Annotated in this window: 11 protein-coding genes and 1 tRNA gene; 7 read left to right on the top strand and 5 right to left on the bottom strand. The window is 67.5% G+C overall.

Translation table 11 applies throughout. From position 1 onward, the window contains the following. Positions 1–120 precede the first annotated feature (120 nt). Positions 121–194, top strand: a tRNA-Lys gene (locus tag NO887_RS07700). 630 nt (positions 195–824) lie between these two features. Continuing rightward, positions 825–1,571: a hypothetical protein gene (locus NO887_RS07695; protein ID WP_256417881.1), complete on the top strand. Its 747-nt coding sequence runs from the start codon at positions 825–827 to the stop codon at positions 1,569–1,571. On the opposite strand, the gene NO887_RS07690 is transcribed toward NO887_RS07695, so the two are convergent. After that, positions 1,466–1,930, bottom strand: coding sequence for an NUDIX domain-containing protein (locus tag NO887_RS07690; RefSeq protein WP_256417880.1), 465 nt, complete (start codon positions 1,928–1,930; stop codon positions 1,466–1,468). The genes NO887_RS07695 and NO887_RS07690 overlap by 106 nt on opposite strands. 64 nt (positions 1,931–1,994) lie before the next feature. Further along, positions 1,995–3,734 (bottom strand): tRNA uridine(34) 5-carboxymethylaminomethyl modification radical SAM/GNAT enzyme Elp3, encoded by a 1,740-nt coding sequence (locus tag NO887_RS07685; RefSeq protein ID WP_256417879.1) that lies wholly within the window; start codon positions 3,732–3,734, stop codon positions 1,995–1,997. 116 nt (positions 3,735–3,850) lie between these two features. Between NO887_RS07685 and thiC the strand changes: the two genes are divergently transcribed. Both thiC and NO887_RS07675 read left to right on the top strand, forming a co-directional pair. After that, a complete protein-coding gene (gene thiC, locus NO887_RS07680; RefSeq protein WP_256417878.1) occupies positions 3,851–5,296 on the top strand; it encodes a phosphomethylpyrimidine synthase ThiC in 1,446 nt (481 codons plus the stop codon). 74 nt (positions 5,297–5,370) lie between these two features. Further along, on the top strand, positions 5,371–6,885 hold the full coding sequence (locus tag NO887_RS07675; RefSeq protein WP_256417877.1) for a DUF790 family protein: 1,515 nt from the start codon (positions 5,371–5,373) through the stop codon (positions 6,883–6,885). Positions 6,886–6,920: 35 nt separating this feature from the next. On the opposite strand, the gene NO887_RS07670 is transcribed toward NO887_RS07675, so the two are convergent. Further along, a complete protein-coding gene (locus tag NO887_RS07670; RefSeq protein ID WP_256417876.1) occupies positions 6,921–7,520 on the bottom strand; it encodes an NUDIX hydrolase in 600 nt (199 codons plus the stop codon). 208 nt (positions 7,521–7,728) lie between these two features. On the opposite strand from NO887_RS07670, the gene proS reads away from it, so the two are divergent. The 3 genes from proS (at position 7,729) to NO887_RS07655 (ending at position 12,016) form a co-directional block, all read left to right on the top strand. Next, on the top strand, positions 7,729–9,204 hold the full coding sequence (gene proS / locus NO887_RS07665; protein WP_256417875.1) for a proline--tRNA ligase: 1,476 nt from the start codon (positions 7,729–7,731) through the stop codon (positions 9,202–9,204). A 109-nt stretch (positions 9,205–9,313) separates the two neighbouring features. Next, complete coding sequence (locus NO887_RS07660; RefSeq protein ID WP_256417874.1) at positions 9,314–10,540, top strand: DUF7096 domain-containing protein; 1,227 nt, start codon at positions 9,314–9,316, stop codon at positions 10,538–10,540. Positions 10,541–10,654: 114 nt separating this feature from the next. Continuing rightward, complete coding sequence (locus NO887_RS07655; RefSeq protein WP_256417873.1) at positions 10,655–12,016, top strand: DUF7345 domain-containing protein; 1,362 nt, start codon at positions 10,655–10,657, stop codon at positions 12,014–12,016. Between the two features lie 8 nt (positions 12,017–12,024). Here the strand turns inward: NO887_RS07655 and NO887_RS07650 are convergent, their stop codons facing one another. Next, on the bottom strand, positions 12,025–12,159 hold the full coding sequence (locus NO887_RS07650; protein ID WP_256417872.1) for a rubrerythrin-like domain-containing protein: 135 nt from the start codon (positions 12,157–12,159) through the stop codon (positions 12,025–12,027). A 116-nt stretch (positions 12,160–12,275) separates the two neighbouring features. Next, positions 12,276–13,082, bottom strand: coding sequence for a YkgJ family cysteine cluster protein (locus NO887_RS07645; RefSeq protein ID WP_256418016.1), 807 nt, complete (start codon positions 13,080–13,082; stop codon positions 12,276–12,278). Positions 13,083–13,084 lie beyond the last annotated feature (2 nt).

The raw sequence follows: 13,084 nt of genomic DNA, 5'->3' as shown, positions 1-13,084 counted from the left end.
CAGACCCGTGAACGCGAGAGTCGCCACTATCCACGGCAGTCCGAATCTGTCGGAGAGCGATCTGGTTGTGCATCGGCGAATGAAAAGGCCTTTTACCGCGACTGCGATACCCTTCGATGAGGGCCGGTAGCTCAGTTAGGGAGAGCGACGGACTCTTAATCCGTCGGTCGCGTGTTCAAATCGCGCCCGGCCCGCTCCATTAATAACAGATAGAAGTCTTCTGTTTGTATTTTTCGTCCGATTAGCTGTGTCAAAGCGCGAGAACAGATGGTGATCCTGTAACTATCTCGTAGGTAACTTGTAATGTGATTTCAAACGATACTGTCCAGTAACCGACCCCACCCTACTTCGCTCACCCTGACGGGTTCACTCGTTGAGTGTGGGGCTTTGATGTGGTTCTCGCCCTCGGTTGGCGCGAGGGGCGTCTTGTGCGCCCCGCCTACCGGACGCCCTTCGGGGTCGACAAACCCACCATTTGGGGCCGGGCTACTGCGGCCCGTACTGCGCGAGACTTGTGCCCGCACAGCACTATCTGGCAGTACGGGCGGGTGCAACTTAACGGTTGTCTCCCACCGTGTCGGCTTCCTCCCCGGCCTACTCGCGTCGTACTTCCGACTCGGCGTCGGAAGCCCTCGCTCCTTGAGGCCGGGGGCTCCGCCTCGAAAGACGCTCATGTGTCGGAAGAATCTGAGTCATCCGCTTCGACGGAACAAAACAATATCTACTGGTTCCTCCGCGATCTTGGGGCTGCGAAGTATAGCGGATTTGCGGTTAGCGAGCCGGATGCCGTGTTGATACTCGGTTGTCGTCTAGAAACGCAACTCGTGGAAAACGCGGATCTGGAAACCCTTCGCGAAACGATTCGAAACGGCATCCTCGGTGCCGTCAACGAGTATTACAACGGTCGGCGGACGAAACGCTATGCACAGACCGAGGAACTCGTCAAACAGATCCTCGTCCGAATCGACAATAGGGAAGACGTACGAGACTTCCAGCGGGCCTGTAGGCCGGTCGTCAAAAGGACCGAGGTGCTGAGTTCGGCTCCTGACTTCGACGAGGAGAGCGTCGTTGGTGTCGTCGAGGCAACTCTGATCAACGAAGACGAGACGGCCTACCAGCCCGAAAAGTGCTATCATGCGCTGGAAGCCGTTGACGACGCCGGCACTCGACTGCAGGCGGGAGGCCAGAACATGGCGCTCGTTCCGTACGTGACACAGCTCCTCGACGAGACCGAGGACATCAGCGAACGGGACCGGTCTCGCCTCGTGTCAGCCGTCGTCCAAGAGTACGAGCGCCGCGCGGGGAATAAGCGCAAAAGCGATGCGGGCGGTGTTCTCGAAACCGCTCTGAATGCGGTGTTCGATGCGTTCGACGTGCCAGTGACGGGGACGCCACGTCACTTTGGCGACTTCGAGATCGACAACCTACTGAAAACAGATCAGGCCACTATCGGATTCTCGTGTAACTACGCGGTCCACGCCTCCACGGCCGATGCTGCCTCGACGTACGCCCGAACGTACTCGTGGCACGGCTCCGGCGGCGACCGGAACACGCGGAACCCGTCGTGTTGATCGTCCGGATCTAGGTCACCGTCGACGATATCGACGACGTATCCGTTCGCGAGGTAGTGCTTCGTATCAACACCCGGTACGTTGGCAGTCTCGTACCGATGCTCGAATGCCCCCAGTGACTCGACGATCTCGACGCCGACGCCGAGTTCCTCGCGTGCAACCCGGCGGACTGCCTCGCGACGCGTCTCGCCCTTCTGCACGCGTCCGCCCGGCACGAACCAGTATCCCTTCGCGGGCTCGTTCGTTCGCCGACCGAGCAGCACGCCGCCGTCGCGTCTGATCACTAGGTCGACCGAGACGATCGGGACGTTCGCCACGATCGTCCGCCAGTCTTCTTCGGAGATCCAGCCGTCGTCCATACGTGATCGAGCGGTCGAGTTCGGATAATACCGGGCGATATCGGACGGCGACCCGGCTCGGTCCTCACAGTCGCTTCGAGACGTACGGGCCGTCTTGGTGGTAGCCAAGTTTGTTCCGGTAGTACTCGCGCGCACCGATCCCGGAGATGATCGCGAGCTTACGGTAGCCGGCGTCGCGAGCGATATCCTCGGCGCGTTCGAGCAGGCGCTTCCCGTACCCCTTGTGCTGCCAGTCGCCGTCGCCGCCGATGGCGACCTCGCCGCCGTACACGTGCAGCTCGCGGATCAGGGCGGCGTCTTCGAGTTCGCGGCGGATCGGGTCGCTCTCCGTGCCGGGCGCGCCGGGCTGGTCGGGCGCGAACGACGGGAACCGCAGCCGGCAGAAACCGACCAGCAGGTCGCGGACGGGATCCTCGAAGGAGATGAAGTGCTCCGTGCCGCCGCCGGCCCCGTAGGTCGTGACGTCGAGTTCGACGTCGTCCGGGTCCGGGTCCGCGTCGTTGTGGCCGACCTCGCGGGCGCGGATGTCCTGCTGGACGATCCCCCTCTCTTCTGCGCGCTGGCTCGCGAGTTGTCGGAGGTTCGATTTCCAGACGCCTCCCTCGATGAAATCGGCCGGGATGTCGCGCTGGACGCGCTGGAGGCGGGTGTACTTGGGAATGAGGTCCATCACGTCGGCGACCAGATCCGCGGCCTCCTCGTTCGAGAGCGGGTCGAAGTCGTCGCGCCGCCAGCGGTCGTACACGCGGGTCCCCTCGACGACGAGCGTCGGGTAGATCTTCAGGTAGTCGGGCCGCCACGCCGGGTCGTCGAACAGCTGGCGGAAGTCCTCCAGACACATCTCTCGCGTCATCCCCGGCTGCCCCGGCATCATGTGGAATCCGACCTTGAACGCGGCGTCGCGCAGCCGGCGGTTGGCGTTGCGGCTCGCCTCGTTGCCGTGGCCGCGGTGCATCTCGCGGTTGATCCGCTCGTAGGTGGTCTGGACGCCCACCTCGACTTTGGTCCCGCCGAGATCGAGCATGCGGTCGATCTGCTCGGGGTCACACCAGTCGGGCTTCGTCTCGAAGGTCGTTCCGATGTTACGGATCGCGTTCGTCTCGTTTTCGGCGATCACGTCCTCCAGATACTCGAACTCGACCTCCTCGGGGTCAGGCGCGAACGACTCACCCTCGGCGGGATCCGGCTCTTTGTCGAGGTCGTAGTCGTTCATCGCCTGCAGCGCGCGCTTGACGAACCACTCCTGATAGTCGTGTGAGCGCGCCGTCATCGTCCCGCCCATCAGGATGAGTTCGACCTTGTCGACGGGGTGGCCGATCTTGCGGAGCTGTTCGAGCCGGAGGGTGACCTGTCCGTACGGGTCGTAGTCGTTCTGCTCGCCGCGCGCGGCGGCGGGCTCATGGCCGGTGTACGACTGCGCGGAGGAGAACTCCGAGGCCGGCCCGCCGGGGCAGTAGAGGCACTTCCCGTGCGGGCACAGCTTCGGCGAGGTCATGATCGCCACGGGCGAGACGCCGGAGGCGGTCCGGACCGGCTTCCGCCGGACGACCTCGATCACGTCGTCGCGGGCCTCCGACGGCGCGTGGTCCAGTATCTCGGTGTTCTTCGGCACCTTCGGGGAGGAGAACTCCGAGCAGGCGTCGAGCTTGGCGGACTCCAGATCGTCGCGGTCGATCTCGCCCGCGAGGATCCGGTCGACGAGGTGCTCGCAGGTCCGGACGAACGCCTCCGGCTCGCCGTCGGAGCCCTCCTCGCTGCCGGACTCTTCTCCGGCGGCCGCGTCGCCTGCCGCGTCTGTACTCATTACCCTCCGATCGACGGGTTTCGGGGTTAAGCGTGTCGCACCTGCGCCCCCGATCGGAGACGCCGAACCGCCGATCCCAGAGTATATTAACTAATGGTATAACCTAGTAATCAGTGATGGCGACACAGATCCAGCAGGCCCGAGACGGGGAGATCACGCCCGCGATGGAGCGCGTGGCAGAGCGCGAGAACCGCGAGCCGGAGTTCGTCCGTCGGCAGGTCGCCGACGGGCGGGCGGTGATCCCGAACAACCGCGCCCACGACTCGCTCGACCCGATGATCATCGGCGGGGAGTTCTCGACGAAGGTCAACGCCAACATCGGCAACAGCGAGTCGACCAGCGACCTCGACGCGGAGCTGCGGAAGCTCCACGCCGCCGTCCACCACGGCGCAGACACCGTCATGGACCTCTCGACGGGCGAACGCTTAGACGAGACCCGCGAGGCGAACGTCGCGTACTCGCCGGTTCCGGTCGGCACGGTCCCGATATACGAGGCGGTGAAACGGGCGGACGGCCCCGCCGATATCACCCACGAGCTACTGCTCGACGTGATCGAGAAGCAGGCCGAGCAGGGCGTCGACTACATGACGATTCACGCCGGCGTGCTGATGGAACACCTCCCGCTGACCGACGGCCGCAAGACCGGGATCGTCTCGCGCGGCGGCTCGATCCTCGCCCAGTGGATCGAGGAGAACGGGACCCAGAACCCGCTGTACGTGAAGTTCGAGGAGATCTGCGAAATATTCGCGGCACACGACGTGACGATCTCGCTCGGCGACGGACTCCGTCCGGGCTGTCTCGCCGACGCGAGCGACGAGGCGCAGTTCGCCGAACTCGAAACGCTCGGCGAGCTCACACGGGTCGCGTGGGACCACGGCGTGCAGGTGATGGTGGAAGGTCCCGGCCACGTCCCGATGGACGAGATCGCCGACAACGTCGACCGCCAGCAGGAGGTGTGCGACGGCGCGCCCTTCTACGTGCTCGGGCCCCTCGTGACCGACATCGCGCCCGGATACGACCACATCACGAGCGCGATCGGCGCGACCGAGGCCGCACGCGCGGGCGCGGCGATGCTTTGCTACGTGACGCCGAAAGAGCACCTCGGTCTCCCCGACGCGGAGGACGTGCGGGACGGGCTCGCGGCGTACCGGATCGCGGCCCACGCCGCCGACGTCGCCATCGGGCGTCCGGGTGCGCGCGACTGGGACGACGCCCTCTCGGAGGCGCGCTACGAGTTCGACTGGACTCGCCAGTTCGACCTCGCGCTCGACCCCGAACGCGCGCGGTCCTCCCATGATCAGACGCTCCCCGGAGACAACTACAAGGAGGCCCGGTTCTGCTCGATGTGCGGCGCGGAGTTCTGCTCGATGCGCATCGACCAGGACGCGCGGGACGCGGACGGGGAGATGGCCGCCATCGACGACGACACCGACCTCGACGCGTCCGCCGCCGCGGCGGTGAATCTGCCGCCGGTCGGTACGCACGACGCCAGCCGCGTTCCGGACGAGATCGAGATCGGCGGCGTTACGTTCACGCCGGAAACGAGACACGCGGACGACTGATCCCGCGCGGGTGCCGCACCCGACCGGCGACCGGATCCGCCCGTTTTAGGTCGACCGGTGGGTACCACGAGAGCGTGCTACGCAAGGACCTCCTGCGCGTCTCGCGGGCCGGCGGCGGCTACCGACCTCGCTTCGCGACCCGCGAACACCGCCCGCTCGCGGCCCGAGTGCTCGGAACCTTCGAGTCCCACGTCGGGGAGCGGCGCGGCGACCTCGACGACGCGCTGGCGGCGCTGGAGGCCGACGCCGACTCCGGCGGCGACTTCAAGCTCGTCCGCGGGCTCGCGGCGCTCGTCGAGCGCGAGTGCGACTTCGAGACGCGAGCCCCGGTCCCGCCGCGTCGCGTCCGGCGGGCCGCGTTCGAGGCCGCGGAGGCGGTGGGCGTCGCGAGCGAGGCGGAGCGCGACGAGGCGGTCGACCGCGCCGCCGACGCGCTCGGGATCGACTCGGGCGACGTCGAGGACTCGCTGTACGCCGACCGCGACGTCAACGGGGTCCTCGTCGACGCCGACGTGCGGTGGGACCCCGACTCCCTCTTGGAGCAGTACGACCTCTCCCTGGCCCAGACTGCCCTCTTCGACGCCACCGAGGTCCGGGTGCGGTCGAACGACCCGAAGCGGCTCGTCTCCGCGGTCAAGCGGCTCCGGCTGATGTACGAACTGGAGAAGACGCCCGAGGGCCGCGAACTGGCCGTCACCGGTCCCGACGCGCTCTTCTCGCGCACCCGTCGCTACGGGACCGCGTTCGCCAGACTGCTCCGGACCGTCGCGGCGTCCGCCGAGTGGGAACTGGAGGCGACGATCGACGACCGCGGGCGCGAGCGCGCCATGCGCCTCTCCGACGGCGACGTGACGGTTCCCGGCGTCGCGCCGGTCGCGGAGCCCGACTTCGACAGCGGCGTCGAGGCCGACTTCGCCGGGCGGTTTCGGGGGCTCGATCTCGACTGGGCGCTCGTCCGCGAGCCCGAGCCGCTCGCGACCGGCACGCGGGTGATGATCCCCGACTTCGCGTTCGACTACGACCACGCCGACTTCCGGCTCTTCTTCGAGGTCATGGGGTTCTGGACGCCCGAGTACGTCGAGAAGAAACTCGGACAGCTCGCGGACGTCGAGGACGTGGACCTGCTCGTCGCCGTCGACGAGAGCCTCGGCGTCGGCGAGGAGATCGCCGAGCGCGACCACCGCGTGGTCACCTACTCGGGAACGGTTCGGGTGAAAGACGTGGTCGACGTGCTCCGCGAGTACGAGGCCGACTTCGTCGCCGACGCGGCCGCCGATCTCCCCGACGCCCTCTCGCCCGACGCCGACGCGATCGGGCTGGACGAGTTGGCCGGCGACTGGGGCGTCAGCGTCGAGGCGATCGCGGATAAATCGTTTCCCAACCACGAGCTGGTGGGGCGGACGCTGGTGCGCCCCGCGGTGCTCGACGCGGCGGGGGCGGCGATCGACGCGGGGATGTCGCTGTCGGACGCGGAGCGGGTCCTCGACGAACGCGGGATCGACGACGCCAGCGCCGCCCTCTCGCGGCTCGGCTACCGCGTCGAGTGGGAGGGACTGGGCGGCGGGACGGTCCGCGAAAAAGGGGAGTAGGTGACTGGCTGAGAGCGACGCGTGGGTTCGGTGTGTTACACCGGAAGCTCGGCGTCGGGCTCGACCACGCGGTCGACCTCGTCGGGCGCGCGCCAGTCGGTCGTCCGCTCCAGCAGTTGGACGACCATCCGGCCGGTCGCGCCCCAGACCGTGTAGCCGTCGACGTGGAAGAAGTGGATCCGGTGTCGGCCGTAAGTGGGGTGGTCTCGCTGTTCCGACTCGTAGTTCGCGGGGTCGGTCAGCCCGCTCACGGGCAGGACGACCACCTCCGCGACCTCCGACTCGTCGGGGACGTACTCGCGGTCGGGCGCGACGCCGACGAACGGCCGGATACGGTACTCACTCGACGTGCGCGTGTCGTCGATCCGTCCCAGCACGTCGACCTCCTCGGGGCGCATCCCGACCTCCTCGTTCGCCTCTCGCAGCGCGGTGTCGGTCAGCGTCCGGTCGAACGGCTCGCGGCCGCCGCCGGGAAAGCTCATCTGTCCGGGGTGCTCGCCGAGGTGGTCGGCGCGCTTGGTGAAAAGCAGGTGGGGCTCGTCGCCGCGCGCGATGACGGGAGCCAACACGGCCGCCTCGCGGCGGGCTCCGGCGATCGTCCCCGGCGTGTACCGGCGCAGCCCCGACAGGTCCATGCTGTGCCGTAGGTCGCCGAGCCGGGTTAACGTTTCTGCGCGTTCCGGCGATCTGAAACGAGTCTGTCGCGGTTTCCGGTCGCCGGGTGCGGTAGCCGGTCGCATCATCGGTGGCAGTTTCCGGTCGCATCGGCCGGTCGCGGTGGCCGCCTGCGACCACCGGTCGGCTTCGGACGTTTTAAGCCCGCGAGCCACGCCCGTGCGAACAATGAGCGACGACGACCAGGAACTCGGCATCACCGAGTCCAAGTCACACAACACCGGCGAGTGGTACGCCGAGGTCGTACAGAAGGCGGGGCTGGCCGACTACGGCCCCGAGGGGATGAGCGGATTCATCGTCACCCGTCCCCGCGCGTACGCCCTCTGGGAGCGACTGCAGGGCTTCCTCGACGCGAAGTTCAAGGACACCGGCGTCCAGAACGCCTACTTCCCCATGTTCATCCCCGAATCCTATCTCGAACGCGAGAAGGACATCGTTGAGGGGTTCGATCCCGAGGTCGCGTGGGTGACCGAGGCGGGAAACAACGAGCTCGAAGAGCGCCTCGCCGTCCGCCCCACTTCCGAGTCGATCATCACGCCGTACATCTCCCAGTGGGTGCGGAGCCACCGCGACCTCCCGCTGCGCGTGAACCAGTGGTGCTCTGTCGTCCGGTGGGAGGCGACGGAGACGAAGCCGTTCTTCCGCACGAAGGAGTTTCTCTGGCAGGAGGGCCACACCGCCCACGCGACGAGCGAGGACGCGTGGGACGAGACGATGACACGGCTCGATCAGTACGAGTCCGCCTACGAAGACCTGCTCGCGATCCCGGTCCTGAAAGGGCAAAAGCCCGACCACGACACGTTCCCCGGCGCGGACACGACGACGACCGTCGAGGCGCTGATGCCCGATGGAAAGTCCGTGCAGGGCGCGACCTCCCACCACCTCGGCCGGTCGTTCGCGGAGGCGTTCGACATCACCTTTTCGGACGAGGAGGAAAACGATCGGACCGCCCACACCACCTCGTGGGGTCTCTCGTGGCGCGCACTCGGCGCACTTATCATGACCCACTCGGACGAGCAGGGGCTCGTCGTTCCCCCGACAGTTGCCCCAGAACAGGTCGTCGTCGTCCCGATCTGGCAGGAGGACACCAAAGAGGAGGTGCTCGCGTATGCAGAGGGCGTGGCCGACGACCTCGGCGACGCGGGCGTCCGCGTCGAACTAGACGACCGCGACGAGCGCAATCCCGGATTCAAGTTCAACGAACACGAGCTGAACGGCGTTCCGCTCCGGATCGAGATCGGCCCCCACGAGGTCGACGACGACGAACTCACCCTCGTCCACCGACCCGACGGCGAGAGTGTGGTCGAGGACCGCGAGGGCGTCGCCGAGACGGTCCGCGACCACTTCGACGAGATCTACGCGAAGCTGTACGCAGCCGCCGAGGAGACGCTCGACGGCGAGGTGCGCGAGGCGGACGACCGCGCCGAGATCCTCGGCACGCTCGGCCAGCACGGCGGCTACGTGAAGACCGCGTGGTGCGGCGACGAGGACTGCGAGGAGCCGATCAAAGAACCGATGGCCGCCGAGATCGTGATGGTCCCCTTCGAGGACGAGGACCCCCTCGTCGGCGACGACCACGACGAGACCTGCGCGATCTGCGGCGACGATGCCGAGCGGACGGCGTACTTCGCGAAATCGTACTGAGGCTCCGATCGCGAATCGACCGACTGCACAGAGATCGTTCGGTCCTTAATCCGCGTTTATCCGGCTTAACGGAGTCGCATTTATATACGGATCCGCCGCGTACCGACGGATGATGAACCGAGGGACCGCACCAGTCGTCGCCGTCGTCATCGCCGTTGCAGTCGTCGGACTGATCGGCGTGGCGGCGGCCGGACCGGTCGGCGTCGTCACGGCGCAAGACGATCCGGGAACAAACGAGACGGACACGGACGATCCGGGAACGAACGAGACGAACTCGACTGCCGGGAGCGACGACGCCGCGGCCGTCAGCCCCGGCGAGCGCTTCTCCGGCGTGGTGGGCGTGCAGCAGGCCGAGATCGACGGCGAGGTGTCGTCTCGGTCGTTCGAGGTGGCGCTCGACCGCACCGACTCCGACGCGGAGCGCGCCGCCGTCGTCGCCGAGCGGCTGAACCGGACCGACGACCGACTCACTACGATCGAGCGTCGCCAGCGTGAACTCCGCGAGCGCCGCGACGCCGGCGAGTTGAGTCAGGGGGCGTTCGCCGCTCGGATGGCCGAACTCGGTGCACGTGCGGAAAGCGAGCGACGGGAGGCCAACCAGAGCGCCGACGTCGCCGAGCAGCTCCCCGCGTCGGCCAGAGCGGAGCGCGGCCTCGACGAGGAGCGACTGAACGCGGTTCGCGAGCGGGCGAGCGACCTGAGCGGCCCGGAAGTCGCCGCGATCGCGCGTGGAATCGGCGGTAACGAGACGGGAAGCCCGCTCGCCGCGGATCGGCGCGGACCGCTCGACCGCCGCGGACCGCCGAACGGAACCACTCCCGGCCCCGACGGTGGTGTCGACCGTGGAAACGGAACTGCCGCGCCGAACGGAACCGCCCCGTCGAACGTGGCAAACTCCAGCCCGCCAAACGCCACCGGAGATACCCGGCGATCGCCCGCGAGTGGTGCTGAATCGGAGAACGCGTCAGACGCTGGTCGTTCCGACCGCTTTCCCGGCGAAGACGACGCGGACGGTCCGTCGCGAAACGGGTCTGACCGCGACGGCGGCTCGGCGAGCGATGGGGTCCCCGAACGCGGAGATTCGGACGACTCGGACGGCTCGGACGGCTCGGACGACTCGGATGAGGAGCCGGGTGCCGGCGCATCGGACCGAGGCGGGTCCGGCGGCGGCGACGGTTCGAGCGGTGGCAGTTCGAACGGCGGCGGTTCAAACAATGGCGGTTCGGGCGGCGACGCGACCCCCGGTCGCGACAGACCGTCTCTCGGACCCGTCGACGCTGCCGGATCGTTCCTCCAGAACGCGTGGAGCGACGTTGTCGTGGCCAGCACAGCGTGACCGCTCTGTCTCTGCGTTTCGCGGCCGTCATCGCGTCTTTCTCCACTCTCACGACCGACGGCCGAAGCCGCCCAGATGAGAAACGATTTATCTGTCCCGCGTGACCGCGTCTCTGTGCAGCGAACGGCCCTGATCCTCGTCGTCGCAGTGATCTTCGTTGCCCTTGGTGTCGCGGCGACCGGAGGCACCGCTGGCGCGTCCGGAGACGCCGCCGGCGCGTCCGGCGTCGCCCCCGTCGGGTTCGAACAGACCGAAGTCGACCCCGACGACGTTCTGATCGAGGCGGCGGTCGACGCCGACGGCAACGCGACGTGGGAGATCCAGTACCGGGTGCGGCTGGCCACCGACGAGGAGGAGCAGGCGTTCGCGGACCTACAGACCGACGTCGACGCGAACACGACGACGTACACCGATCGGTTCCGCGAGCGGATGGTCGCGACCGCCGCCGCCGCCGAGAACGCGACTGGCCGCGAGATGGCGGTGACGAACGTCACCGTGACCGCCGAGCGGCGCGAACTGCCGCAGTCGTACGGCGTGCTCACCTACCGATTCGAGTGGCGGAACTTCGCCGCCGTCGACGGCGACCGGATCGTCGCGGGCGACGCCGTCGACGAGCTGTTCCTCGACGACGGCACCTCCTTTATCATCTCGTGGCCGGAGAGCTATCGAGTAGTCGAGGCGACGCCAGCTCCCGCCGAGACCCGCGACGTGTCGATCGTCTGGCGAGGGCCGACGGACTTCACCGCGGGCGAGCCCCGCGTTTCGCTCGAACCGGCCGGGGTCGCGAGCGGCGCGACTCTCCCGCTGGTCGGAGCCGTCCTCGCCGTCCTCGTTCTGATCGGCGTCTCGGCCGGGGTCGCTCGCCGCCGCGGGCTCGGTTTGTTCGGAGGTGCCGTGCTCGGGCGCGGTGACACTGACACCTCTGTTGGCTCCGCCGACCGAGACGGTTCTGGCGTGGAAAGCGGCGCGTCCGCGACTGCCGGATCCGACCCGTCTGCCCCGGCCGACGCGCAGCCGGATTCGAACGCCGTCTCGACCGTCCAAGACTCCCCTCCCGCGGATGCGGCCGACACGGATGACACAGGCAGCTCGGACGAGGCCCACGATGCGGCCGAGGCTGGCGATGTTGCCGGCGCGTCATCGGTCGACGAGGAGCTGTTGAGCAACGAAGAGCAGGTGCTCCGGCTCATCGAGGCCAACGGCGGGCGAATGAAACAAAAGCGGGTCGCCGAGTCGCTCGACTGGACGGCCGCCAAGACCAGCCAAGTCGTGACCGGGCTCCGCGATGACAACGAGCTCGACGGCTTTCGGCTCGGCCGCGAGAACGTCCTGTCGCTGCCAGATTTCGAGGCGGCGGGCGGGGGTGAGACGGCGGACGACGACGGGCCGGACGACGGACCGACCGGTGACGGCGCGGCCGACGACGACGCGACGAACGCGGATGGGACGGGTGACGACGCGGCCGACGGGACGTGACCGATGGGTTACAAGTCCCGGGACCGCCCTAGGTGACGCAGTTCGCCGCCGCACGACGGACAGGATCCGCCGGTTTCACACCGGGTGCCACAAACGAAACACTCGTATAGTTTTTCGCCACTCGTATTGCACTCTGAGCGCATAATCGTCCATATAATACCTCGACACATGGTTCGATCCCTATTATTCATTAGTGTATCTAATGATCTGTAAGCCAACTACCGAACGAATGATCGATCGACCGCGTCCTCCTCGCCCACTAGAGGCCCGTCTCCCCTTCGTCTACCCGACTGCCGTCGGGACGCTTCTGTCCCTCGGAGTCGTGGACGACGACGCCGTCGACATCGGTAGGCTCGTAGCTGTCGCGGACGCCGATGGCCTCCTCTAGTTCCCGAACGGCTCGTTGCTTGAGCGCGGCGGCCAACTCCTCCGCGTCCTCCCGCGAGATGTCACGTCCCAAGCCCTCGCACTCGTGTGCCCGGACGGGGCCCTGCCGTTCGACCACGCCGCCCATCGGTTCGGTGGTTCCGAGGCCCGCTCCGTCGTCGTGCAAGTCGCCCGCGCTCGCGACGCTGAAGGGATACGTCCGACAGATCAGCGGCCGCGAGTCGTGGACGGCGCACGCCCCGCGTCCGTCAGTCTCCTCGTAGAAGGTGCAATCGCCGCAGTCGTCGGTCGCGAGCGCCCACTCGAACGTCTCACCGCTCGGCTCGCCGCCGTCCTCGGAGAGACCGAACGGCATCGGACGAGCCACGTCGCGCCAGTCGTACGCCTCGCCGAACGCGTCTTCGGCCGCGTCAGCGACCGCTCGGACCTCGTCGGGGAAGACGGTTGCCGTGTGGGGTTCGCGGCCGATCTCACCGTCGTTCGGGGTATCGCGGTCCTCACCGTCCGAACGCTCGCCGATACCTTCGCCGGCCGGTGCGCCGCCCGCCTCGTCCGGGGCGTATCCCGTACAGCAGCCGCCACAGCGCGTGCACTCGAAGCCGATCGCCTCGATCGCGTCGGCGAGCTCGGCGGGGTCGAGGTCGCGCGCTCTCTCGAGTTCGGCTTCGATCGACTCCATGC

The organism is Halorubrum laminariae, from assembly GCF_024494655.1.
In the GTDB taxonomy this organism is placed as follows: Archaea; Halobacteriota; Halobacteria; order Halobacteriales; family Haloferacaceae; genus Halorubrum; species Halorubrum laminariae.
Note: the sequence above shows the minus strand (reverse complement) of the source record. Positions and strands in the feature narration are given on the sequence as shown.